This window comes from Bacterioplanes sp. CLAM21, from assembly GCF_059641015.1.
The window spans coordinates 1,093,101-1,117,407 of sequence record NZ_CM184929.1; the positions used below are offsets into that span (position 1 = coordinate 1,093,101).

Genomic DNA, 24,307 nt, shown 5'->3' on the forward strand with positions numbered 1-24,307 from the left:
CATGACACCTTCCTTTGTTTTTTGTTACCCATTTGTAAGATGTTTAGTTTCTGCTGGGGTAGACCCCTTGAACGGCAATGCAGTGCAATAGACCGAGCTGCGGTGGGAGGTGATAAAAAGGTTCAGATTCGCCGACTGCTTCGACGGTCACTGTGCCGCTGGGAGTGACCTCTGTAGCCGACATGGCACTGATATAGCCTTCAATATTGCCTACCTTGCCACCGCTACCGTCCGACCAGATAGCTGCAGAGGCTGGCCCAGAGGCTGGAGATTCTGTTAACCGACCGGAATCCGGTGTTGTCGAGTTGTAGCCCGTGTTAGCGTACACCGGGAATGTTATGCTGGTTTGATCAAAGGACACGTCAGATGAGTCACCCTCGAATATCACTTGGTGTGTGTGGGAGGGTAAGTGTTCTGGTTGCAGTATGGTCTCTTGTGACCCGCGTTTTTGTCCTAGTTCAACGTTAGATAACCCCACTCCTTGGCCAATGCCAACGCTGGAGCGACCGCGAAGGTCTGGCAATTGAAAGGTGCTGACACCGTCACCGCCGTAAGTGGTGCCGATCAAAGAAAACAACGAGGGATTGCTGTTAATGGCTAATACTTGTCCTTTTGCTTCGGCATAGTTAACCGGACAAAAGTTAGCTGCCGTTACACAAATGGAGCCTATTAGCGGCTCGGTATTGCACGTGGCATAACTAAGCCAGGGCACAAGACAAGTGGCTAGGGCAATTTTGATTTTCATAAACACGCTCCTGTGTATCGGATAAATCAAAGGTTACGAGGTGGATACTGACCATCAACCACCACGCAGTACTTCAGCCCCAGTTGTGGTGGTAACAGTTCAATGTATGAGGGCTGGTGATTTGGTGTTATCTGCACAGCCCATCCTGTGCTGCTCAAGCTAGCCTTAATGTTCAGGTGGTTTGTTACCCAGAAGCCGGCAATATTTCCCGGTGTAGACGACCAAATCGCCGCTGAAGCGGGACCGGAGTCTATAGAGCCGGTCAGGTAGCTATCAGCGTTTGGGGTGATTGAGGTGGCGTCGGTATGGCCATAGGTAGGAATAGAGACGGACAAAGGAAGTGCCGGCACGGTCGCAGTATCGCCGGCAAAAGTGGCTTGATGGGTATGCTCAGGCGTTGTTGAGTCAGTAAGCAGGTTTGTTTCTAAGCCACGCCACGTACCCACATATGGCCATTCGCCGCTATCGTTAACTCCAACAGGGACACGGCCTCTTAAGTCAGGCACTGCAAAAACAGTTCTTCCGTCTCCACCGAAGTTTGTCCCTAGTAACGAAAAGAGCACGGAATATTCAGGGATCTGCAATAATTGGCCATCTGCAGGCAGGGTACCGCGTGGGCAAAATGCGTTGGCTGTGGCGCAGATGGAGCCGATATAACTTTGGCTCATATCGCCGCAGGCTAAAGCCGCAGGAGTGAAGTGGGTTAATGCGAGTGCTATTGCGATGCTATTGATGTGCTTCATGGTAGGAACTCCCTGATCCTTCAACCCAAATCCGTCAAATAAGGGCCGTTGTAGGCACTTTGGGTCTTACTATAAAGACTGAGAACCCATCGCTGGGAAACAATCGTGTTACAGCACCTTACCGCTACTGGCAGCGTTGTTAGGCCGGGCTATGCCGGCCTGGGCTGTTAGGGCTAGTCTCTGGGTGGGAATAGGCCGACCATGGCAATGCAATAACGCATGCCGACTTGTGGCGGACGACTATCGAATGACTGACTACCGCCAGTGTTGCCCACTGTCACCGCTCCGGTAACAGCGCCAGTGGCGCTAACGCCGCCCACTTGTGCGACCGTTTCGGTATTTTGCGCTGCCCAGATGGCGGCTGAAGTCGGACCACCTGGCGATGCCGCCAGATAATTCTGGTTGTCGCTGGGCGTCGTTACGTTGGAGCCCGAGTTGGGCACCACAGGGATGGATACATTGACCGTGACCGGGCTTGAAACCGTAGCGCTGTGGGTATGGCTGGGCAGGTTGAGTAAGTTAAGCGTAATGAACTCTCGACCGGGCATGGCACCTTGGCGAATGTTTTGCAAACCAGGGCCGGTGCCGATGCCAACCGGCGTGCGCCCCCTTAAATCGGGCACACCAAAAGTTGTTCGGCCATCACCACCGTAGTTAGTGCCGAGCAGCGAAAACAGCGCGGAGTAGCTGGAAATGGCCAATAATTGGCCGTTTGCTTCGGCAAATCCTCTTGGGCAAAAGGTCGCCGCTGTCATACACACAGAGCCAAGATACGGTTCTGGTACGCAGTTGGCCTGGGCGCTGGTAGTGAAGGACAATGACGCCATGGCGGTCATGAGAATGGCAGTTTTGCTGATCACAGTCATATGGAGCTCCGTCCGTAGGTGAGTTGAGTGGCAGCAACTCAGTGACGGATGCCTGCTACTGCATGTCCATGCTGGTGCGCAAAAATAGTCCTATTAGCTTATTATCTGACCTAGTTCGCCAGCTTGAACTTAATCCGAAATCGCACTAACGGAGCGGAAAAAGCGCACGAAACTGACATCGTGCGCTCAGTGCTTAACTGACGGTGGTGATGGGAATACGCCCTGCGGGTACGTCAGGCAATTCAATGCCGAGGTTGTTTTGCTCAAATACCTTATCGGCGCGATAGCTAGAACGCACCATAGGGCCTGAGGCCACTTCCATAAAGCCTTTTTCAAGACCGACATCACGGTAGTGATTGAATTGCTCCGGTGTGACATAACGATCAACCGGCAGATGGTTTTTGGTGGGACGCAAGTATTGGCCCAGGGTAAGAATATCGACACCAATGGCTTTGAGTTCGTCCATGGTTTGATAAATTTCTTCGTCGGTTTCACCGATACCTACCATCAAGCTGGTTTTTACCAACACATCTGGATTATGTCGCTTGGCGAAGGCCAGCACATCCAGGGTTTGCCGATAGCCAGCACGTGGATCACGCACCACATGGGTTAGACGTTCAACGGTTTCAACATTTTGGGCAAATACGTCCAAGCCTGAGTCCACGACCTTAGCGACATGCGCTTCGACGCCATCAAAGTCGGGCGTCAGTGCTTCGACCTTAACTTTGGGGGTACGTTGCTTAATCGCAGAGACACAGGCGGCATAGTGGGCGGCACCACCATCGTCGAGGTCGTCACGATCCACCGAGGTTAGAACGATATAGCGCAAGCCCATTAGTTCAACGGACTCGGCGACGTTTGCCGGTTCGTCTTGGTCTAACCAGCCATTGGGATTGCCAGTATCGACGGCGCAGAACTTACAGGCGCGGGTGCAGACTGAGCCCATCACCATGATGGTGGCGGTGCCATTATTCCAACATTCCCCCATGTTCGGGCAATGGGACTCTTCGCACACGGTGCTTAAACGATGCTCGCGTACGTTGGCTTTGACTTCCTCGAAACGCTGTCCGCCGGGAATACGGGCTCGTAGCCACTTGGGTTTGCGGCCAATGGGAGTGGCGTCAGCATCTTTGTTGGCTTTGATGCCATCTTTTATGGCGCTGAAACCATGTTCGCTTTGGAACTTACTCCCACTACGAATGGGCGTGGAGTCGTTACTCATGAAGTTTGTGGATACCTCGGCTCGGTCAGTCAAACAGGGCTAAGGATACCATGAGCCCTGTTGGCTGCCGAGCCACCAGAAGGTCGCATAACAGGTATGCTGTGTTGCCAAATGTTCCACACGGGCGGTTAACGATACCTTTCGGCTACCAATGTACTGTTGCGGCTGTCGTAGTCGAAGCTGTCCCATTGCCAGTGCTCATACAAGGCACCCAGCTGAGCAGTACCGATCAACTTACTCATACCGTCATCGAATTGCTGGGCCAGCAAGCGTCCACGTGGAGTGTTGGCAAAGGCGATAAATAAAGGCCGAGCATCGACGGTAATCACTTCCCACTGCTCAGGATCGAGCTGACCCTGCTGCATGTCGACGCGCAAGTTATTACGGGTATTGACCACCACATCCAAATCGCCTTTTTTTAGGTAATGTAATAGCTGGTGGTGATTGCGCAGCCGGTGAGGTCTGAGATCATAATCCAGACGTTCATCAATGCTGTAGCCGCGTACTTTGCCAATATGTAGACCATCCAAAGCTTGCCAGCCCTGCCAGCTGATCTGACCTTTTTTGAAGACCACGGACACAACATCGCTATCGAGGTGCATGTCGGGCAACAGCAAGCCATGGGTTTCAGCTTCTCGTTCATAGATACCCACAATGGCGTCTGCTTGACGGTAGCGCACCATGCCAATGGCGCGGCCAAAGGACGTATTGTAAGAGGCCACTTGAATACCCTGGGGTTCAAATACCGCCCTTAATATGTCCCAGTAGAGCCCGGTACCATCCTCTTCGGTGGCATGATGGCGGCTTTCCGCCGTGACTAGGATCATATTCATGTTGTCTTCGCTTCGAGCTGGCAGGCTCGACAACGCAATGAGAAAAATCAGTAGTAGGCGCATGACAGTCATCCTCCATGGATGAGTTGATAATTTATGGTAGCGCCAGGGATTTTTGATTGCTGTTTTGGTCTATGGGGAAAGTTGTAGGAGATTGTCCACAAGATTTGTGCGTGGCCGTCTTGATCGATGCTTGGGTGCCACGCTGAGCCTTTTACAGTAAGCGATGGTGATTCGGTGTCTTTGTTTACAAAAGAGTGAAGAGCGGTCAAACGCTGACATAACGCAATGACGTCAGTGGATATGAAGTGCGATTCTATGGCGCGTCATCGGGTATAGGAACGGTCATGGGATTGGTGAATACGGCGTACCATTCGGTTACAGAGTTGGTAGGGGACTTGATTCGTTTATCTGTGCCTGTGCCAGCAGCTGGGCAGCCACCGTTAGTACGTTTGAATGACTTAGCCGTGGTTCGCCAAGGAGACCTTCAGCGTTTGGCGCAAGTCATTGATATTCGTGATCAGCAAGTGTCGATGCAGGTGTTCGATGGCACCAAAGGTTTGGCGACCAATGCCGAAGTATCTTTCCTTGGCCATCCCATGCAAGTGACCTTTTCTGACCATATTTTAGGGCGTATTTTTAACGGCAAAGGTGAAGCCGCCGATCATGGCCCGTCGTTACAGTTCGACAACAAAGTAGATATTGCAGGGCCAACGGTTAACCCGATGCGACGTGTGCTGGCATCGCGCATGATTCGCACCAATGTACCCATGATTGATGTGTTTAACTGCTTGGTCGAAAGCCAAAAAATTCCAATCTTTTCCGTTTCCGGTGAGCCCTATAACGCATTTTTAGCGCGGATTGGTAATCAGGCTGATGCCGATATCATAGTCTTTGGTGGTATGGGGCTGGGCTTTGATGACTTTTATTCTTTCCGCCAAAGCTTCGAAGACTCCGGAGCTTTTGCTCGTACCGTCATGTTCGTCAACCAGGCATCGGATTCTATTGTTGAGCGTTTGCTGGTTCCTGATATGGCCCTGGCAGTGGCGGAGCGCTTTGCGGTAGAAGAAGGCAAACGGGTGTTGGTGCTGTTGACGGATATGACCGCTTACGCCGATGCATTGAAAGAAATCGGTATTGCCAATGAACGTGTGCCTTCTAATCGTGGCTATATGGGCGATTTATATTCCCAACTGGCCAGACGCTACGAAAAAGCCTGTGACTATGCCAAAGGGGGCTCTGTTACTATCTTGTCAGTGACGACTATGCCCGGCAATGATGTGTCACACCCCGTGCCCGATAACACTGGCTATATCACCGAAGGACAGTTTTATTTACACGGTGGTGAAATTGATCCGTTTGGCTCGTTATCGCGACTAAAGCAGCAAGTCATAGGTAAACAGACCCGGGAAGATCATGGCCAGGTTATGAATACCATGATTCGATTATATTCAGGTGCTAAAGAAGCCATGCAAAAGCAAGCCATGGCTTTTGAACTCAGTGATTATGATCATCAATTGTTAAAGTTTGGTGCCTTGTTTCGCCAGCATTTTATGGCGTTGGAGGCAGACCTAGCGCTAGAGCAGGCGTTAGATCTTGGCTGGAAGATCATGGCCGACTGCTTCTCCCCAGAGCAGCTACTGATGAAACAGTCACTGCTGAATAAATATTATCCGCAAGGGCAGCAGTGATGGCGCAGCTGCTGTTATCCAAAGCCACGTTACTGAAAGAGCGCCGCCAGTTGGCCGCTTTTCAGAAGTTTTTGCCGTCACTGGAAATGAAACGTCAGCAGCTCATGTTGGCGTTAAAACACAGTGAAGACACGATGCAAGCTATTGATGCACAGCTGCACGATATCGACGCTTTGATGGCCGAGCAAGTGCCCATGCTTGCCAACCAAGATATCCAGCTAGAGCCGCTATTAAGTATCCAAGCCATTGAGTATCAGCAGGAGAATATTGCCGGTGTGGTGATAAAGAGGCTGGCCGAGGTACAGTTTGAAATATCACCTATGTCGGTACTGTCGCGTCCGCATTGGGTAGAGTATGTGCAACACTGGTTACAACAGGCTGTGCAGTTACGATTACAGTTTGAAGCCGAGCAACAGATTCATCACGCATTACGAGCTGCGTTGAGCAAAGTGACCCAGCGAATGAATTTATTCGATAAGGTCCTGATACCACAGTCACAAAAGAACATTCGCCGTATTCAGATTCATTTGGACGATAAGGCTCGTGAGGCGGTAGTGACATCTAAAATCGCCAAACAAAAACGCTTGGAGGCGCAAGTGTGAGTATTGCGCGTTTTAGTAAAATTTCTCTGGCTGGTTCGTTGCAGGACCGCGAGCGTTTATTGCGGCAATGGCAAGCGTTTGGCCAGTTGCACATTATCAATCAGGACGGCAGTCAGGGATTTGAGCGGCAATTAAGCGCAAAAGATAAGCGCGCTTATGAAGCCATGAAACATTTGCAATCTTGCCCTCATCCACGTCGACCATTACAGCGTTGGCCGCAGGCTTTACTGCAGCAAAGCCAGCCGTTGTTAGCCGCTAAAAAACTAATCGACGATAGCCTTGGTAATGCTCAGCAGTTACGTGATACGGGCGATCAGATAGATGCATTAGAAGAGCGTATTCGAGCACTTAAGCCTTGGGGGGATTTTAATCTACCACCTAATACCAGTGTGGATTTATTTCGTCTATGGTTTTACCGCCTGCCGGTCACCATGCGCTCTGTATTAGATGATTTACCTTTACCTTGGCAAATTGCCGGGCGCAGTGCTCGTTTTTATTACCTGATTGTGGTCAGCGCCGATGAGCCGAATTCGGATTTACTGCCTATCCCTCGCGAACACTTAGGCTCGCAGTCGTTACATCAATTGCAACTGCAGCTAGAGGCGCTGCAAAGCCAGTATGAAGATCTTCAAATTGAGCGTGAGCGCTTAACACGTTTTCGCGAGTTATTGCGCCGTCATTTAGTCGCGGCTGATAACGAAGCTCTGTATCAATTTGTGATGGCGCAAACCTGCTGTCATGGCAAGGTGTTTACTCTTCAGGCCTGGGTGCCAACGGCCAGCTTGGCCGAGCTGGATGAGATTGCAGCCAGCTATGGATTTGCTTGGAGTGCAGAACCAGCGGCAGATAATGAGCAACCACCGACCTGGCTTCAGCCAGCTAAGGGACTACGGCCAGGGGCTTTATTAGCCAGTATTTATCAGTTGCCCGACTATCGCAGCTGGGACCCTTCTGGTCATTTGTATTTATCGTTTGTGGTGTTTTTCGCCATGATTTTATCCGATGCTGGTTACAGTCTTTTGCTACTGCTGGCACTGGCTATCGGTTGGCGAAAGTATTCTCACACCGAGCAGCAGCGTACGTTAAGGCAGTTGTTTGCATCTCTGTGTTTGGCGGCATTAGCCTGGGGCATTCTGGCCGGTAGCTACTGGGGTTATGACATTACCGCATTGGCACCAAATTGTTGGTTAACGCAGTTGCAAGTCATTGATTTAAACAATTACGACAGCATGATGCGCTTATCCGTATTTGCTGGTGCAGCTCATATTAGTCTGGCGATTATGAGTATGGCTTGGTCACGCCGCCATCAATGGTGGCAGCTGCTGGCGCGCAGTGGCTGGCTTGGACTACTAACTGCTGGGCTCGGTATCTGGCAACTACCCCAGTACCAACTGGCTTGGCAGGTTGTGGCAGCTGTCGCCGCCACAGCCATAGTGTTTGCAGTTTATTGGTCAACTAAAATTGCCAAAAAATCTTCGCTGTTATCATTGGCCAGCGGTGTTTTAGCGCTAGCCAATGTCAGCAAATTGTTTGGTGATGTGCTGAGTTATATGCGGCTGTTTGCTTTGGGGCTGGCCAGTGCTTCCTTAGGCCTGACCTTTAATGAATTGGCAGCCAATGCACTTCACAGCAGCCCAGGTATAGGGGTGTTAAGCGCAGCGCTGATTTTTGTATTAGGCCATGCGGTAAACTTGATGTTGGCGATTATGAGTGGCGTTGTACACGGACTTCGATTGAATTTTATTGAATTTTATAACTGGGGCGAACCAGGCGAAGGGGTTTGCTATCAACCATTTAAATTAAAGGAAGATTAAGGGGTCAACAATGAATGAGTGGGTATTGGCTCTTGGCTGGCTAGGTATATTTGCACCGGTGGCTTTGGGGGCGATTGGCAGTGTTATGGGCTGTGCTCTGGCAGGTCAGGCCGCCATTGGTGCCATGATGCAAACAGAGTCTGGCTACGGTCGTTTTATTGGCTTGTCGGTGTTGCCTTCATCCTTTGTTATTTATGGCATTGTATTGATGTTTACCTTGCAGCGGCCGGTATTAGGCAGCAATTCTGGCGGCTTATTTGGCATCGGTATATTAGCCGGGTTGGCGTTACTGATGACAGGAATCTGGCAAGGTCGTGCCTGCGCATCGGCCATCAATGCGGCCAAAGAAAAGCCAGAGATATTTGCGTTAACCATTGCGCCCGCCGCTATTGTTGAAGGCTTTGGTGTGTTTGTCTTTATCTTTGCACTAGTGCTGGCAGGTAATCTGGGAGGCTGAGCATGAGTTCACATTCACCGGAAGTGATTTCCTCGGGTATTGATTCATTGGTACAGAGGCTACAGCAAGAGGGCCTGGAAGCTGGGCAGCAGCAAGCCTACGACATTATTGCTAAGGCCAAAGCCAACGCCTTAGAGATACAACAGCAAGCCGAGCAACAGGCAGAGGCGTTGCTACAGGAGACCCGGCGCACCATCGCCATAGAACGCCAGGCGGCAGAAGATGCGTTGCACGTCGCTTTTCGTGATCTGGTATTGGATATGAAAAATCGCCTGTTAAATCGATTGTCGGATACCTTTGAACATAAGATTCATGCTGAGCTACAAGACCCTGAATTACTTCAGCAGCTGATCCGAGAAGCGGTAATTGCGATAGCGGCGCCAGCACCGCTTAAAAATGAGCAATCGTTGACTGTGTTGGTGCCCGATGCACTACTGAATATTCAGGAAATTCGTCAAACACCGGAACGTGCGACCGAAGGGCCACTGGCCGAGCTGGCTTTTGCTCTGCGCGATCAAGTATTTCGCGATGGCATTGAGTTTCAACCATTAACACGTACTGGCCGAAGCGGTCAGGGTGGTTTTCGCGTTGCAGCAGAGCAGGGACAGGTGCAAGTGGATATCTCTGATAAAGCCATCGCTGATCTGCTGCTGTCTTATTTGCAGCCACGCTTTCAAGCCATGTTAGATGGCGTTATTCGCTGATGTCGTTAAATCCTTATGTGACATTAATCAGTAGCCTACCGCGCCACGATGCGTTATTTGCCGATCAGCAAATCCCTTTGTCGCGCATCAAACTGAACCAACGGCTGCAGCTACTATCGTATCAGCACCGTCAGCAGCTGCACTGGATAGAACAAATAATGCACTGGGATAGTTGGCCGCCGGCACTCCCTCACGATCAAGTGGTGGCGCATATCCGCCATGCAATGGGTCATATTGAAGACAATGATGTGCGCGAACTCATGCATGAAAAACTCGATTTACGTACCGTGATGGGAGCATTGCGACTTCGGCAAGCACAGCCGCAACAGCCACCAACGGGCGACTGGGCGGTCAGTCGTTATCGTGATGTGATTGCACGCCATTGGCAAGAAGATGATTTTCACCTGGGTAAGGCATTTCCCTGGTTATTAACGGCGCTGACATTGATGCGTGAGCAGCAAATATTAAAGCTAGAAAAACTGCTGATGAGCCAAGCTTGGCAGACATTGCTCCGCCATCAATCTGAAGACGAGTTTGGTTTTATGGCCGTTGTTCAATACGTGATGAAATGGCATTTGGTTGAGCGCTGGAGTCGCAACCATAGTGAAGATGCCAAACAACGATTTCACACCCTTATTCAGTCGACCTTGAATACTGCAGGATACCGTCCAAATGAACAGCAATGACCCTAGTAGCGCACGTGTGGTAGCCGTACAGGATGACTTGGTGACCATTGAGTCTTTGCCGGTTGACGGTCAGCTGACGCCGCTGATGAAAAATGAAGTTGTTTATATTTTGCCAACCCGCCTGGCTGGTGAACGCCAGGAATGGCTCAAAGCAGAAGTGTTGCGTGTGAAGGGCAGTCGCGCCGATGCTCAAGTCTATGAAAGTACCAGTGGCGTTGGCGTTGGTGATCCTGTGGTGCAAAGTGCCGATATGTTATCGGCGGAACTGGGGCCAGGTCTGCTCGGTATGGTGTATGACGGCTTGCAAAACCCACTGGAGTTATTGGCGGTTCAACACGGTACTTTTTTACCTCGTGGCGTTGATTTACCCGCTCTGGATCAAGAAAAACACTGGCCCTTTAAACCACAGCTCAAAGAAGGCGATAAGGTTCGTGCCGGTGATGTTATTGGCACTGTGGTAGAAGGGCATTTTCACCATCGCATTATGGCGCCCTTCGATTTGGTTGGAGAGTGGCAGCTGGATTGGATCATGGTGGGCAGCTTTGCAGTTACCGATAATATTGCCCAATTATCAACTGGAGAGCAGAAACGTTCGCTATCTATGCGCCAGCGCTGGCCTATTCGCCAACCCATTGGCCGCGCTTTGATGGCGCAAGGGCAAGCTGAGCGTCTATATCCCAGCGTGCCTTTGTCGACCAGTATGCGCTTGATCGATACGTTTTTTCCCATTGCCAAAGGAGGCACAGGCTGCATACCTGGTCCTTTTGGGGCGGGTAAAACGGTATTGCAGGGTCTGATTGCACGTTACTCTGATGTGGATATTGTGATCGTCGTTGCCTGTGGTGAGCGTGCGGGTGAAGTGGTAGAAACCATTCAGGAATTTCCTGATATGCCCGACCCTAAAACTGGCGGCAGTTTGATGGATCGTACGATAATTTTATGTAATACCTCCTCTATGCCGGTGGCTGCACGAGAGGCGTCCATTTATATGGGCATCACTCTGGCAGAATATTATCAAAGCATGGGCTACGACGTATTAATGATCGCCGATTCGACCTCGCGTTGGGCCCAAGCCATGCGAGAAACGTCAGGCCGGTTGGAAGAAATACCGGGGGAAGAGGCCTTTCCTGCGTATTTAGATTCTGCCATCAAAAACGTTTATGAACGGGCAGGTGTTCTTCAGCGCTACGATGAGCATGGCACCACGGGAACCTTTACCATGATAGGTACGGTATCGCCGGCGGGCGGTAACTTTGAAGAACCGGTGACACAATCGACGTTGTCGACGGTAAAAACGTTTTTGGGTTTATCGGCGGAGCGTGCTTATAAACGCTTTTATCCGGCAGTCGATCCACTGTTGTCTTGGTCTCGATATTGGCAGCAGTTAAAACCCTGGTTTGATCAGCATATTGACGAGCATTGGACCAGTCGTGTTGCGAAACTGCAGCAGTTGTTAGAGCAAGGTGAAGAAATACAACGCATGATGCAGGTAACCGGTGAAGAAGGCATCACAGCAGAAGACTTTATTGTTAGTCAAAAAGCCCAACTATTAGATCTTGTTTATTTACAGCAAGATGCCTTTGACGACGTTGATGTTGCTGTGCCGATGGAACGCCAGCAAGCATTATTGGCCCTAATCGAAGCAGTGGTAGAACATCAGCCCAGCCAGCTCGGAGAAGATAAATCGGCGCTGCGAGATTTTTATACTCGCTTGACCGGATTATTTAAAAACCTGAATTATGCGGCTTGGAACAGCAGCGACTATCAAACGCTGCTGCAACAAATAACGGCTACCTTGCAAGCACCAGTCGAGGCCTAGTGATTAGGAGCTGTTTACATTATTTTGATCGCGCTGTTATCAACGGGAAATTTCCCGTTAAGGCGCGAAGAGGGACGTTTAACGAGTTAAACGGCACTCCTCATGCCTTGCTCAAGAAACAACGGACAAGATCTAAATAGTGTTAGCAGACACTAAGGCAGTTGTGCTGGTAATAATGTCAGCACAGCGCGCTGCCCAAGCGCGACCTTGGCATTGGGGAAAACAATGGCCTCACCATCTTGCTGGGCGGTGTAAACCGCCCCGGTTTCTTGTGCCAGCACATCTCCGGTTTTGAAGGCCGTAAAGTTAGCGACCTCATCACCAAAACCAAGACGAAAATCGTCTTGTTGGCGCAGTATGATTTGATTGACTTTATACACCGAAAAATCGTCACTGCGATAAGCTGGCCACTGCGGCTGCTGCTCACACACTAAGCGGGTAATGGCATCCTTGGCCGCCGCAAAGCGGCTCATGTCGTTTTCACCAAACGGACGCACCTTGCCCAGCTCGACGGTGAACGCGATCGCATCATACTGCGCGGCAGAGAAATAACTGAAGGTCGTGGTGGGCGCATTCGATAATAAAATGGCGTGCACATCACAGGCGCCTAAGAAGCGCAGCGACTCAGTATCGTAATCGCCGTCAGGGCGATAGGGATAAACAGCAAATTTTTCATGCTGTGACGCTTTAATCGCGGTGTGCAAATCGTAGTGATGACGTTGCCCTTGGCCTGCGGTGAAAAAGTCGCCCACCACTTGTTCTAGCAGTTTGGCTCGCTGACGTTCTTCGTTAATCAGGCCTGGGCCTTTGGAGTGCTCGCCGCTGAACAGTCGATTCATATTTTCATCGACAAAGCGTTCACCGATATTCATGGCACTGAGGTTGCCGAAAATAAATAATACCCGCTGCTCGACCTGGCGCTCACCGCTGAGTAAAGCACTGACCAGCTCGGCACAGATTTCAATGGGGGCCGTTTCATTGCCATGCACACCGCAAGACAAGACGACGTCTTCTGTCGCGGCTGTTGGCGGCTCAAATTGAATGATGCCTGCCGCCAGTACCGTGACCAGGGTGTTATTGCTTAGCTTAAATTGGCCAGGCTCAATGCGCTCTGGTTGCTGGCGACTCAGGGTTAGGAAATCAAACTCAGTTTGCAATATATGACTCATGTTCAGTTCCGCAGGCAGGCATTAACGTCGAAAACGTGCTTCAAGTACCACAGATGAGGTGGTTCGCTCAACACCCGATAGCGCACCTATGTCATCCAGCAGATTACTGAGTTGCTGCAACGAGTCGGCTTCCACCATGGCAATCAGATCGTATTCTCCGCTGACGGACAACAGCTGAACGATATTCGGAATCTGTTGTAGCGCTTTTTCGGTACTGTGAGTGAGCTTCTGCACCAGTTTTATCAGCACATGGGCTTCGACTTGCTGGGCACGAAAGCGTTCACCCAGTTCTACCCGATAGCCACTGATGACGCCGCTTTGCTCCAGTTTCTTCAGGCGACTTTGAACGGTTGAACGTGACAAAGAGAGCTTTCTTGCCAATTCAGACACGCTGGCTCTGGCGTCGTCGCGCAGCAGTGCCAGTAGGCGCTGATCGGCCGGTGAGAGGTTTGAGTTGGTCATATTGATTTTAGGTATCGTCAGATTGCTAGTAGTTGTACACTAATTCGCTATAAATGTCGCTACAGTTTGGCGTGACAGCTAGCCAAAATAGTAGGCATAACAACCATAGGGGATACCAGTGGGTAATCACCCTAGTGACTATCAACCTTGAAATTTTTAGAGGATAGGGCTGTGCAGGTAACACGAGAGGTTTTTGATCAAGTAATGGTGCCTAACTACGCACCAGCAAGTGTGATTCCGGTACGCGGCGAAGGCTCACGAGTGTGGGACCAGCAAGGCAATGAGTACATCGATTTTGCCGGTGGCATCGCCGTTACCTGTCTGGGTCACTGTCATCCGGCGCTGGTTGGTGCACTGCAGGAACAAAGCCAAAAGCTATGGCATTTGTCCAATGTCATGACCAATGAGCCAGCCTTGCGTCTGGCTAAGAAGCTGACTGATGCCACCTTTGCTGACCAAGTGTACTACGCCAACTCAGGTGCAGAAGCGAACGAAGCGGCACTGAAGCTGGCGCGTCGCTGGGCATTGGATAACCATGGCGAGCAAAAGAGCCAGATTATTTCATTCCAAAAGGGCTTCCACGGTCGTACTTTCTTTACCGTGACTGTCGGTGGTCAAGCGGCTTATAGCGATGGTTTTGGTCCTAAGCCAGGTGACATCGTACACGCTGAATACAACAACCTGGATAGCCTGCGTGAGCTGATCTCTGACAACACCTGTGCGGTGATGATGGAGCCCCTGCAAGGCGAAGGCGGTATCGTTCCTCCGACGCAAGAATTTGTTGAAGGCGTGCGCGCTCTGTGTGACCAGCACAATGCCCTGCTGATCTTTGATGAAGTACAAACCGGTGTTGGCCGTACCGGCCATCTGTATGCCTACATGGGCCTGGGTGTGACACCCGATATCCTAACCACGGCAAAAGCGCTGGGCGGTGGTTTCCCGATTGGCGCCATGCTGACCACTAAAGCGATTGGTGATCATCTGAAGATTGGTACCCACGGTTCTACTTACGGCGGCAACCCGCTGGCGTGTGCGGTTGCAGAAGCCGCCTTCGATACCGTGAATCAGCCTGAGGTGTTGGAAGGTGTGCAAGCACGTTACCAGCGCTACGTTGAAGGCTTGAACGCCATCAACGAAAAATACTCAGTATTCAGTGAAATTCGTGGCCAAGGCCTGCTGATTGGTGCTGCGTTAAACGAGCAATACAAGGGTCGTGCACGTGACTTCTTGCTGGCTTCGATGGCGGAAAACCTGATGGTACTGGTAGCCGGTGCCGACGTGGTGCGCTTTGCTCCTTCTTTGGTGATTCCAGAGCAGGATATAGACGAAGGTCTGCAGCGTTTTGAACGTGCCGTTGCCAAGGTGGTCGCGGGCTAAGCCCGCGGAAACAACCATGTTGGTGGTGCGCCCAATACAAGCTTCGGATTACCAAAGCTTGCGTCACATAGCCATCGAATCCGGTCCGGGTTTCACCTCGCTGGTGGATGACCCGGAGCTGCTGCAAAGCAAAATTGAGCGCGCGCAACGCAGCTTTGCCGCCGATGTCAGCGCTCCCGGAGATGAAGGGTATTTGCTGGTGCTGGAAGATACCGACACAGGTGAAGTGGTTGGAACCACGGCGATTGAAGCCGCCGTGGGACTGAAAACGCCGCTTTATCATTATCATGTTGGTAAGTCGATGCACCAATCGACGCAACTGGGTATTCAAAGCATCGTCACCACGCTGACGGTGTGTAACAACTACATGGGTTGCAGTGAGTTATGCAGCCTGTATTTGCTCGCCGGCCATCGCCGTGGCATGGCGGGCAAATTGCTGTCCAAAGTACGTTTTTTGCTGATGGCTGAGCACCCGCAGCGCTTTTCTGATTTCGTCATCGCGCAAATGCTGGGTGTGGCGGATGAAGAAGGTCGCTCACCGTTCTGGAGTTGGCTGGAAGAGCATTTTATTAAGCTCGATTTTTCTACCGCCAGTCGCATGGTCGGATCAGGCAATAAAGGTTTTGTGCCTGAACTGATGCCGCGTCATCCGATTTATACCAACTTGCTGGGCGAAGAAGCCCAGGCGGTGATTGGCAAGGTTCATCGCAACACCGAACCGGCGCTGCGCATGCTGCAAAATGAAGGCTTTAATCATCGCGGTTACGTCGACTTATTTGATGCCGGCCCCACAGTGGAAGCACCGCTCGACAGCATTAAAAGTGTGCGTGACAGCATACATGCGCGAGTGGAATTTAGGCCGACCACCGAAGGGCAAATGCATGTCATGGTCAGCAACACCGGCTTAAGTGATTTTCGTGCCTTGCTGTGCGATCAGGCCGATTGGCAGGAGCAGCAACAGTTACTCATCTTGCCACAGTCTGTACAGCCACATTTACAACTGAATAACGGCGATGCCGTTCGATTTTTGGATATGGGGAGAACTTCCGCATGACCTCGACACAATTTATTAATGGCGTTTGGAGCTCAGGTCAGGGCTATCAAATGCAATCTATTAACCCAGCCACGGGTGAATCCGTATGGCAGGGTACCAGCGCCACTGCGGCTGATGTTGATGCCGCAATTAACGCCGCGCGCCAGGCATTTACTGGCTGGTCTCAGCGCTCATTCGAGCAGCGTTTAGAGTTGATGCAGGCCTTTAAACAGCAATTAAGTGACAATCAGGAAGCCCTGGCGGCCACTATTTGTGAAGAAACAGGCAAGCCCTTGTGGGAGTCACGCACCGAAGTGACCGCCATGATGGGCAAAATTGATATTTCCGTGCGCGCTTATGAAGAGCGTACCGGCACTATCGAAAATCCGATGCCGGGTGCTCGTGCCTTTATTCGTCATAAGCCCCATGGTGTTGTGGCAGTATTTGGCCCTTACAATTTCCCTGGCCACTTACCTAACGGTCATATTGTGCCGGCGCTGTTGGCGGGCAATTGTGTGGTGTTTAAGCCATCCGAATTAACGCCAAAAGTTGCTGAGTTGACGGTAAAACTTTGGCAGCAAGCAGGTTTGCCAGAAGGTGTGCTGAATCTAGTCCAAGGTGAAGTTGAAACCGGTAAGGCGCTGGCATCCCATGCCCAGATTGATGGCTTGTTCTTTACCGGCAGCTCGACCACCGGCAAATTATTGCACGAGCAATTTGCAGGTCATCCAGGCAAAATCCTGGCGCTGGAAATGGGCGGCAATAACCCACTGATTATTGGTGATGTTAGTGATCAACGGGCGGTGGTGCACGATATTGTACAGTCGGCCTTTGTCACGTCAGGTCAGCGCTGCACCTGCTCGCGTCGTTTGTTTGTGCCTGTGGGTGCCGACGGTGATGCATTGCTTGATCAGCTGTTAGCAGCTGCGCGCAATATTCAGGTAGGTGATCCTCTGGCGGATAACTTTATGGGCGCCATGATTTCTGCCAAAGCGGCCAGCGGTATGGTAGCGGCGCAGCAGAAATTGCAACAACTGGGTGGCCAGTCGTTACTCGAGCTGACTCAGCCTGATGCCAACCTGGGTTTTGTGACTCCAGGCATTATTGATGTGACGGCAATCGCTGAACTGCCAGATGAAGAATACTTTGGCCCGCTGTTGCAGGTGGTTCGTTATGAGCAATTTGCCGATGCGATTGTCGCGGCCAACAATACCCGCTTTGGACTGTCGGCTGGCTTATTAAGCGATAGCCGTGAGCAATATGACGAATTCTTCCGTGATATTCGTGCGGGCATTGTTAACTGGAATAAACCAATTACGGGTGCGTCTAGTGCAGCACCATTTGGCGGTATTGGCGAAAGCGGTAACCACCGCGCCAGCGCTTATTACGCGGCCGATTATTGCGCCTATCCGGTTGCTTCGGTTGAAGCGGATCAAGTGCAAATGCCAGAAAAACTGGCGCCGGGCTTATCACTGTAAGCCGGTGCTAACACGGCCTGCCCACAAGGCAGGCCGATTCTGAGTACGGATACAACACATATCTGGAGGTGTTTATGTCAGACGCTGTTCATCAGCTGTTTGAGGCTTTGTGGCAGAACTATTTACAGGTAACGCCATCGGCCGACAAGATTCACAAGCTATTGGGCAATACCCAGGCGAGCGATATTATTAATGATCACATCGCTTTGCGTACTTTTAATCTCGATAAAGTCGGATTGGATAAATTATCCCAGCACTTTATTAAGATTGGATATGAGCCTTGCGGTGAATACCACTTTGAACAGAAAAAACTGTTTGCTCGCCACTTTGAACACCCAGATGCGACGGCACCTAAAGTCTTTATCTCTGAGCTGCTGGTTGATCAGTGTTCTGCCGAGTTGCAGGCGATTGTAAAACAGCTGGTTGATCAGGTTGAAGAGGGCGCGACTGACAGCCCAGAATTCTTGTATTCCGGCACTCACTGGCAGGTGAGCCACGACACTTATCAGGTGCTGCTGAAAGAAAGCGAATACGCCGCCTGGATGGCAGCCTGGGGTTACCGTGCCAACCACTTCACCGTTGATGTAAATGCTTTAAGCGAGTTTGAAACCTTGCAATCGGTGAACGATGCATTAAAACAAGCGGGGTTTGCACTGAATACCGCCGGCGGTGAAATTAAAGGCTCGCCAGAAGTATTGCTGGAGCAAAGCTCCACCATGGCTGATAAAGCTGACGTCACTTTCAGCGATGGTGTGCACAGCATCCCAAGTTGCTTCTACGAGTTTGCTCGCCGTTACCAGCAAGCGGATGGCCGTTATTACACAGGTTTTGTGGCAGCGTCCGCCGATAAAATCTTTGAAAGTACCAACAACGGTTAATTGCCTTTTTGCTTAGCGACCCAGGCTACATGTTTTTGCATAGCCGGGTCGTTTTTTAACGCATCCAAGCTCGAAAACTGTTTTGCCAACGTCATCTCGTCGTATAGCCGGTGAATACCTTTGTGGCAACGTCGACACACCCAAATTCCGGTATTTAATTCAGCTTTGTCAAAGTGCTTGCGAAAGTAAGTGCGGCGATGAACTTTTCGCGGTATTAAATGGTGGAACGTCAGGGGCACTTGCCGCTGACACAGCTGACAATGCTGCGCTTGTTGACTCACTGTCTCTCTCCTGGCTGATGTGACGTTATTGTACCGCCTTACGTAACGCTACGTTTGCTAACGTCTTCACCGCTGATTGCTACGTCAAAAGCCATTAGTCTGCGCCCAGTTATAAAAATGCAAGGGTAAAGGTATGAAGTCCTGGATTGGCCTGTTGTCGTTAGTCGGATTAAGCGGATGTGTGCATACCACCACAGCGGATCGTTCGGTGACCATTCGCGACGTTGGCGATGCCATGAATGCTTGCCGCCAATATACCGATGAGCATTTACCTGAACTCACAGGCATCAGCATTGACCGGCTATCAAGTCGGGAGCATAAAAAGCTGTATGAAATCTATCTGGATATCACCGATGGCCAACAGCGTGGTTATGTCCGCTGTCAGGTCGCCAAAGGACAATCTGGGGGCGTTACCTACCATGCCGTGCGTGACTTTGTGCGCGATGCCCGATCATTTGCAGGTTAGGCTTTGCTGGAAAAGGCGCGAGTAGGGGTTTTACCAGTAAGAAGTGTGGGAGCAAAGGTTTGCAGAGACGGCCCAAAACTCTAGATGTCCCTGTTCAGCTAAGGATTCGATACAAAGCATAAAAAAGCGGGCTAATGCCCGCTTTTTTATTGAGTTATACCAGGTCTTGGTACAGATCCGGGCAGCCTAACAGCTCAGTTAACGCTGTCATGGCAGCGTTGCACTCGTGCATAAAGGCTGGATCAAGCAAGTCCAGTGGGTGCAGGCTGTCACGATAATGCTCGTTCACCCAGGCTTGCAGGGAATCGATTTTAGCATCGTCCAGCATAAAGGCAGGGTTCACTGCCTGTAGCTCTTGCTCATTCAGCAATACACGCAAACGCAAGCAGGCAGGGCCACCACCGTTGCTCATGCTTTGGCGCACATCAACAAATTCAACATGGCGAATTGGCTGGCTGTGGTCGGCAGTCAGTCGCTGTAGATACTGAGCGACGGCTTCGACTTCCTGACACTCGGTAGGAGCAATCAGAGTCATGGCACTCATGTCACCATCTGGGCCTGACAATAGCTGGCTGTTAAACAGATAGCTGCGAATGGCTTCATCCAGCGATACCTGATCAGCAGGCACACATACCGGAATGAATTCACCATGGGCGGCGAGCTGTTCAAAGGCCGCTTGCTGGGATTCTTGCTCATAGGCTTGCTGGTGGAAAAACAGCACTGGACCATTAACCACAGCCACCACGTCATTATGAAAAGCGCCGGCATTAATGGCTTCAGCACTTTGCTGTAAATATACCGCCTGCTTAACGCCGTGTTGACGGGCAATGGCCTGGCTGGCTTCTAAGGTTTGGCGTGCTGGGAACTGCAGTGTCGAGGTATCGGCGCCGCGTTGACGGCCCCAGACAAACAAGCCAGTGCCGCTATCACCGTGTTTAGAGCACAAGCGGCCATGATTGGCAGCGCCTTCATCAGCAAAGGCTCCGGTGGCAGTCAGCGCCGGATGGACACTGAATACGGCCGGGTTGTGGAAGATGCGTTGCAGCGCGGCAAACGTATAAGGGTGCTCAATCGAGCGGTGCGCCGTGGTGACCAGGTTGGCCGGGGTTAAATGAACCTTGCCGTCTTCGCTGTCACTGGACGGTGTGACCGTGGCAGCATTGGCTGCCCACATAGACGACGCCGAATAGGCCATCGACAACAGCTCGGGAGCTTGTTTGCCGGCTTGTTCAATGATTTGATCGTCACTGCCGCTAAAGCCCAGCTGACGCAGCGTACTTAGCGCGGGTCGTGGTTGCGGTGGAATAAAGCCCTGGCGATAGCCCATGCGCAGCAAAGTGCGCATCTTTTCTAGTCCTTGTAGCGCTGCTTGACGCGGGCTCGAGGTTTTCAGGGCATTGCGATGGGACGCCAGATTGCCGCTGGCCAGGCCGCCGTAGTGATGGGACGGGCCGATCAGACCATCAAAGTTAACTTCATAATGTTTCATGCGGGTAGCCTCGTACCATTACAGGGCGATAAACGCCAATGAATCGTTGTCTTGCAGTTGCAGTGCCTGGCGCTCTGCTGCTGGAATATCAATGCTGGTGTCATCCAACTGTGCCTCGCTCAGCATGACACGGAAATTCGACCATTGAGTATTGGCCGCAATCACCTTGCCTTGCTCGCCGCTATTGCTGGCCAGTAGTCGTTGCTCAATGGCTTTAACGCTGGCGAGCTGATCGATCGAGGCGTGCATAAGAGGCCCTGCATCAAATATGTCCACCACATTATCAAAGCGGAAACCTTCGCGTTGCAGCAGCTCCATGGCCGGGCGGCCAGCATCGGCAGGCTGACCAATGACCGCCTGAGCATCGTTTGGCAATAAGGTGGTGTAGATAGGGTATTTGGGCATCAGCTCGGTAATAAACTGATTTGACCCTAGGCCACACAATGTATCGGCTTGCTCAAATTCCATTTCGAAAAAATGCTTGCCAATCGCTTCCCAGAACGGGCTGCGACCATCGGCATCACTCCAGCCGCGCAGCTCGGCAATCACAGACTCGGCAAAGCGTTCGCGGAACAAGCCCATCAACAAATAACGTGAGCGTGCTAACCAATGGCCATTGCCGCGGTATTCAGGCAGCAAAAACAGTGAGCCCACTTCAGAGCAGCCGGTGTAATCGTTGGTCAGGTGTAGTAGCTGGCTGGCAACCTGCTTTTCCAATGAATGTGAATAATGCGTCATTGGGATCAGGCGATAAGCGTAAAACGCCTGACGTGCACCGGTCAGCGCGGATACGCCGGCACAACCGGCCAGGCGTTGCTGTTCGGTGTCTTCCATCACCAGCAGAAAATTGTCATCTGGGTGTTTTTCAGTGCGCTCAAAGCTGGCCATCGAGTGCACGATGCGCTCTGCCAGGGCTTCTTCATCCGGTGGGAGAGACGTCATGCCCTGTCCGGCGGCTTGGGCCAACAGCAGCAACTGACTGACGTCGTGTTCAGCAACAGGACGAATAATCAACATAGGGAATACTCACAAAGTGTCAATGGCATCAGTCTGGCTCAGAGAATCAAGAATGTGCTGCGCTTATTGGCTTTTTATGCCGAATATTGTTCGGTATTCGAAATGGGTTATGATTGTCACTTACTAGAGTGGCATACTAGCTCATGCTACATGGCTTCTGTGGCTTTTATTGACGACGCTTTGCGGGTCGTTGCAAACGAAACCACAGGCAGCTCAACTGGGCTGGTTGCCGAATCATATTTTGCTTGAATAGGGAGGCGAGTCGATGAGAGATGAGCCGTCATTGCCGGCCCGTGCCGGATCGTTGGACCGTTTAGACTTGCGCATGCTGCGCATCTTGCAGGCGGATGGCCGCATTACCAACAAAGCGCTGGCTGCAGCGGTGAATTTGTCCGCTAGTGCTTGTCATCAACGGCTGCAGCGATTGTTAGATCAAGGCTGGATCGAAGGTTTTATGGGGCGGGTCAATATCGAACGCTTATGCGAGCCGGTACAGTGCATTGCCACCATTTCCATGGCCAGCCATGCGCCCGATACCTTTCGCCAGTTAGAGCTACATATTGATGCATTGCCAGAAGCGACGGCGGCTTATACCGTCAGCGGCGGCTGTGATTTTATTGTGCACTTTGCGTGTGCGCGCATGAGTCGCTACATGGAGCTGACCGACGAGCTGATTCGTTTGTGCCCGGACATTGCCAATATCAGCACCCATGTGGTGTTAAAGCAGAACAAAGCCTTTACTGGCTATCCCATCGCTCAGTTGTTGGTAGAGCCTTCTTGAAGCTCGGCGAACTGGCCCCGCGTCAGACTGATTAAGTCGGCCGGAGCCAGCTCAATTTCCAGTCCACGCCGGCCAGCGCTGACATAAATGGTGTCAAACTGAGTGGCACTGTTATCGACCACGGTCGGTAGCGCTTTTTTCTGCCCGAGCGGGCTGATGCCACCCAGCAAGTACCCCGTCACCCGTTGCGCGTCGTCTGGATTGGCCATGTCGGCTTTTTTGGCATTTAAGGCTTTGGCCAGCCGCTTCATGTTGAGGCTTTGGGACACCGGAATAACCGCCACTGCCATGTTTTGCGAATGACCGTTAAGGCTGACCAATAGGGTTTTAAATACTTTTTCAGCGGGCAGTCCCAGCTTGTCCACCGCTTCCAGGCCATAGGCCTGGCAGCTGGGATCGTGTTGATACTGATGAACGCGATGCAAAATGCCTTTCTTTTTTGCCAAGTTAATTGCGGGTGTCATCGCGGCTTCTCACACACTGTCGTTATCTGCGCTGATTAGGTCAAAACGCGGCTGACTGTGGCCATCGATTTCTACGCTTTCGATAAACATATCGTAAGGTCGAACCCACAGTTGTTGCTCGCCGTACAAGGGTTGATACAGCACTAGCCACTGCTCATTTTCACTGTGCCGTACCAGATCGATGACCTGATAATCCTGGCCCTTGTAATGGCGATAACGCCCTTTAACTAACTCAGGCTTCATGAATCAATCTCGTAGCGCACGTTTACCTCAGCTTCGATTTTCTGCTCCTGAAACAGAGTCGGCGCGGGCTCTGGTGCTTTGGCACTTTCCATCATCGCCCGAGCTTGCAGCATGGGTGGACGGTTATAGCCACCATTGCCTTCGACAATGTGTAGCACCCGTTCGACTCGGGCATTGGCAGCTTGTGCTAACGCATCGGCTTTGCTGCGGGCGTGTTGGACGGCCTTACTTAAGGCTTGGCGTTGCAAGGCATCACGGTCGTTAAAGCGCAGCTCGGTATGATTCACATGCATGCCGTCGATTTGCATCAGCTCATGCACTAAACGGGCATGCTGGTCCAAATTTCGCAAGCTGATGGTAACAGGGCGACTCACTTGCTCTCCGACCAATACGCGCTCTTGTTTACGCCATTCGTATTGCGGGTAATTGCGAATTTGAGAGGCTTCGATATCGTCCTTGTTAATGCCCAGGCTGCTGGCGGTGCTCAGCAGTGTCATCATGGCGCTATCGACTCTTTGTTTGGCTTCCGGCAAGGTTTTTGCCGTGCTTTTGATGGTCAGGTGGATGTCTGCATAATCGGGCATGACTTCAATCACGCCCTGGCCAGAGACTTCAATATATTCGCCGGCCTGTGTGATAGGTGCTGCGGCGAGGCAGCCCATCAACAACCAAATCGAAGGTTTCATACGGGTATCCTAGTCCTTGTTGGATGCTTGAAATTGGGCCAGCTGTTCAGCGCTGGCTGGGGTTTGGAACTGCTCTTTCCAGTCGTTGTAGGGCATGCCATAGATGCGCTCGCGAGCCTGATCATAGTCCAGCGGCTGACCTTGCTGCTCGGATTCTGCCATATACCATTTGGCGAGGCAGTTGCGGCAAAAACCGGCAAGATTCATCAGGTCAATATTTTGCACCTGTTTATTGTCATCCAAGTGTTGCAGTAAACGTCTGAATACAGCGGCTTCGATGGCGGTAGTTTGCTCTGACATA

The 24,307-nt window shown here is 51.4% G+C and carries 27 protein-coding genes; 13 read left to right on the forward strand and 14 right to left on the reverse strand.

Features of this window, described 5'->3' with window-relative positions:
* Positions 1–43: 43 nt before the first annotated feature.
* From AC55FS_RS05150 to AC55FS_RS05170, 5 genes are all read right to left on the reverse strand, one after another.
* A complete protein-coding gene (locus tag AC55FS_RS05150; RefSeq protein WP_496935003.1) occupies positions 44–745 on the reverse strand; it encodes a phage tail protein in 702 nt (233 codons plus the stop codon).
* Positions 746–771: 26 nt separating this feature from the next.
* The gene (locus tag AC55FS_RS05155) at positions 772–1,488 is read right to left on the reverse strand and encodes a phage tail protein (protein ID WP_496935004.1); all 717 of its coding nucleotides are present in this window, start codon (positions 1,486–1,488) and stop codon (positions 772–774) included.
* Positions 1,489–1,661: 173 nt separating this feature from the next.
* Positions 1,662–2,354: a phage tail protein gene (locus tag AC55FS_RS05160; protein ID WP_496935005.1), complete on the reverse strand. Its 693-nt coding sequence runs from the start codon at positions 2,352–2,354 to the stop codon at positions 1,662–1,664.
* Positions 2,355–2,547: 193 nt separating this feature from the next.
* Entirely contained in the window at positions 2,548–3,576 is a 1,029-nt protein-coding gene (lipA, locus tag AC55FS_RS05165; RefSeq protein WP_496935006.1) for a lipoyl synthase, read from the reverse strand.
* Between the two features lie 128 nt (positions 3,577–3,704).
* Entirely contained in the window at positions 3,705–4,472 is a 768-nt protein-coding gene (locus AC55FS_RS05170) for a substrate-binding periplasmic protein (RefSeq protein WP_496935007.1), read from the reverse strand.
* A gap of 284 nt (positions 4,473–4,756) precedes the next feature.
* Here AC55FS_RS05170 and AC55FS_RS05175 point away from each other — a divergent pair, with 284 nt between their 5' ends.
* From AC55FS_RS05175 to AC55FS_RS05205, 7 genes are read left to right on the forward strand one after another with little or no spacing between them, the layout of a single operon-like run.
* Positions 4,757–6,100, forward strand: coding sequence for a V-type ATP synthase subunit B (locus tag AC55FS_RS05175; RefSeq protein WP_496935008.1), 1,344 nt, complete (start codon positions 4,757–4,759; stop codon positions 6,098–6,100).
* Complete coding sequence (locus tag AC55FS_RS05180) at positions 6,100–6,702, forward strand: V-type ATP synthase subunit D (protein ID WP_496935009.1); 603 nt, start codon at positions 6,100–6,102, stop codon at positions 6,700–6,702. Before AC55FS_RS05175 ends, AC55FS_RS05180 begins: the two co-directional genes overlap by 1 nt.
* Positions 6,699–8,516, forward strand: a complete 1,818-nt coding sequence (locus AC55FS_RS05185) for a V-type ATP synthase subunit I (RefSeq protein ID WP_496935010.1) — start codon at positions 6,699–6,701, stop codon at positions 8,514–8,516. Before AC55FS_RS05180 ends, AC55FS_RS05185 begins: the two co-directional genes overlap by 4 nt.
* A 10-nt stretch (positions 8,517–8,526) precedes the next feature.
* Positions 8,527–8,973: an ATP synthase subunit C gene (locus AC55FS_RS05190; protein ID WP_496935011.1), complete on the forward strand. Its 447-nt coding sequence runs from the start codon at positions 8,527–8,529 to the stop codon at positions 8,971–8,973.
* 2 nt (positions 8,974–8,975) lie between these two features.
* Positions 8,976–9,677 (forward strand): hypothetical protein, encoded by a 702-nt coding sequence (locus AC55FS_RS05195; RefSeq protein WP_496935012.1) that lies wholly within the window; start codon positions 8,976–8,978, stop codon positions 9,675–9,677.
* The gene (locus tag AC55FS_RS05200) at positions 9,677–10,363 is read left to right on the forward strand and encodes a DUF2764 family protein (protein WP_496935013.1); all 687 of its coding nucleotides are present in this window, start codon (positions 9,677–9,679) and stop codon (positions 10,361–10,363) included. The genes AC55FS_RS05195 and AC55FS_RS05200 overlap by 1 nt, the downstream gene beginning before the upstream one ends.
* Positions 10,350–12,182 carry a V-type ATP synthase subunit A gene (locus AC55FS_RS05205; protein ID WP_496935014.1) on the forward strand — a complete coding sequence of 611 codons (1,833 nt, stop codon included), beginning with the start codon at positions 10,350–10,352 and terminating at the stop codon, positions 12,180–12,182. Before AC55FS_RS05200 ends, AC55FS_RS05205 begins: the two co-directional genes overlap by 14 nt.
* Positions 12,183–12,334: 152 nt before the next feature.
* Here AC55FS_RS05205 and astE read toward each other — a convergent pair whose 3' ends face one another.
* Entirely contained in the window at positions 12,335–13,351 is a 1,017-nt protein-coding gene (gene astE / locus AC55FS_RS05210; protein WP_496935015.1) for a succinylglutamate desuccinylase, read from the reverse strand.
* A gap of 21 nt (positions 13,352–13,372) precedes the next feature.
* Positions 13,373–13,813, reverse strand: a complete 441-nt coding sequence (locus AC55FS_RS05215; protein ID WP_496935016.1) for an Lrp/AsnC family transcriptional regulator — start codon at positions 13,811–13,813, stop codon at positions 13,373–13,375.
* Positions 13,814–14,017: 204 nt separating this feature from the next.
* Between AC55FS_RS05215 and AC55FS_RS05220 the strand changes: the two genes are divergently transcribed.
* The 4 genes from AC55FS_RS05220 (at position 14,018) to AC55FS_RS05235 (ending at position 18,579) form a co-directional block, all read left to right on the forward strand.
* Positions 14,018–15,190 (forward strand): aspartate aminotransferase family protein, encoded by a 1,173-nt coding sequence (locus AC55FS_RS05220; protein WP_496935942.1) that lies wholly within the window; start codon positions 14,018–14,020, stop codon positions 15,188–15,190.
* 16 nt (positions 15,191–15,206) lie between these two features.
* Positions 15,207–16,244, forward strand: a complete 1,038-nt coding sequence (gene astA, locus AC55FS_RS05225) for an arginine N-succinyltransferase (RefSeq protein WP_496935017.1) — start codon at positions 15,207–15,209, stop codon at positions 16,242–16,244.
* Positions 16,241–17,701, forward strand: a complete 1,461-nt coding sequence (gene astD, locus AC55FS_RS05230) for a succinylglutamate-semialdehyde dehydrogenase (RefSeq protein ID WP_496935018.1) — start codon at positions 16,241–16,243, stop codon at positions 17,699–17,701. Before astA ends, astD begins: the two co-directional genes overlap by 4 nt.
* Positions 17,702–17,775: 74 nt before the next feature.
* Complete coding sequence (locus AC55FS_RS05235; RefSeq protein ID WP_496935019.1) at positions 17,776–18,579, forward strand: DUF1338 domain-containing protein; 804 nt, start codon at positions 17,776–17,778, stop codon at positions 18,577–18,579.
* On the opposite strand, the gene AC55FS_RS05240 is transcribed toward AC55FS_RS05235, so the two are convergent.
* Complete coding sequence (locus AC55FS_RS05240; protein WP_496935020.1) at positions 18,576–18,860, reverse strand: hypothetical protein; 285 nt, start codon at positions 18,858–18,860, stop codon at positions 18,576–18,578. The two genes, AC55FS_RS05235 and AC55FS_RS05240, sit on opposite strands and share 4 nt — an antisense overlap.
* Positions 18,861–18,993: 133 nt before the next feature.
* Here AC55FS_RS05240 and AC55FS_RS05245 point away from each other — a divergent pair, with 133 nt between their 5' ends.
* On the forward strand, positions 18,994–19,326 hold the full coding sequence (locus AC55FS_RS05245; protein ID WP_496935021.1) for a hypothetical protein: 333 nt from the start codon (positions 18,994–18,996) through the stop codon (positions 19,324–19,326).
* 154 nt (positions 19,327–19,480) lie between these two features.
* Here AC55FS_RS05245 and astB read toward each other — a convergent pair whose 3' ends face one another.
* Both astB and AC55FS_RS05255 read right to left on the reverse strand, forming a co-directional pair.
* Positions 19,481–20,815, reverse strand: a complete 1,335-nt coding sequence (gene astB / locus AC55FS_RS05250) for an N-succinylarginine dihydrolase (RefSeq protein WP_496935022.1) — start codon at positions 20,813–20,815, stop codon at positions 19,481–19,483.
* 18 nt (positions 20,816–20,833) lie between these two features.
* Positions 20,834–21,832 carry an arginine N-succinyltransferase gene (locus AC55FS_RS05255; protein WP_496935023.1) on the reverse strand — a complete coding sequence of 333 codons (999 nt, stop codon included), beginning with the start codon at positions 21,830–21,832 and terminating at the stop codon, positions 20,834–20,836.
* A 265-nt stretch (positions 21,833–22,097) separates the two neighbouring features.
* On the opposite strand from AC55FS_RS05255, the gene AC55FS_RS05260 reads away from it, so the two are divergent.
* On the forward strand, positions 22,098–22,613 hold the full coding sequence (locus tag AC55FS_RS05260) for an Lrp/AsnC family transcriptional regulator (RefSeq protein WP_496935024.1): 516 nt from the start codon (positions 22,098–22,100) through the stop codon (positions 22,611–22,613).
* Here AC55FS_RS05260 and ybaK read toward each other — a convergent pair.
* From ybaK to AC55FS_RS05280, 4 genes are read right to left on the reverse strand one after another with little or no spacing between them, the layout of a single operon-like run.
* The gene (gene ybaK / locus AC55FS_RS05265) at positions 22,589–23,077 is read right to left on the reverse strand and encodes a Cys-tRNA(Pro) deacylase (protein ID WP_496935025.1); all 489 of its coding nucleotides are present in this window, start codon (positions 23,075–23,077) and stop codon (positions 22,589–22,591) included. The genes AC55FS_RS05260 and ybaK overlap by 25 nt on opposite strands.
* Before the next feature lie 9 nt (positions 23,078–23,086).
* Entirely contained in the window at positions 23,087–23,320 is a 234-nt protein-coding gene (locus AC55FS_RS05270; RefSeq protein WP_496935026.1) for a DUF1653 domain-containing protein, read from the reverse strand.
* On the reverse strand, positions 23,317–24,006 hold the full coding sequence (locus AC55FS_RS05275; protein ID WP_496935027.1) for an SIMPL domain-containing protein: 690 nt from the start codon (positions 24,004–24,006) through the stop codon (positions 23,317–23,319). Before AC55FS_RS05275 ends, AC55FS_RS05270 begins: the two co-directional genes overlap by 4 nt.
* Positions 24,007–24,015: 9 nt before the next feature.
* On the reverse strand, positions 24,016–24,306 hold the full coding sequence (locus tag AC55FS_RS05280; RefSeq protein ID WP_496935028.1) for a DUF1244 domain-containing protein: 291 nt from the start codon (positions 24,304–24,306) through the stop codon (positions 24,016–24,018).
* Position 24,307: the final 1 nt, after the last annotated feature.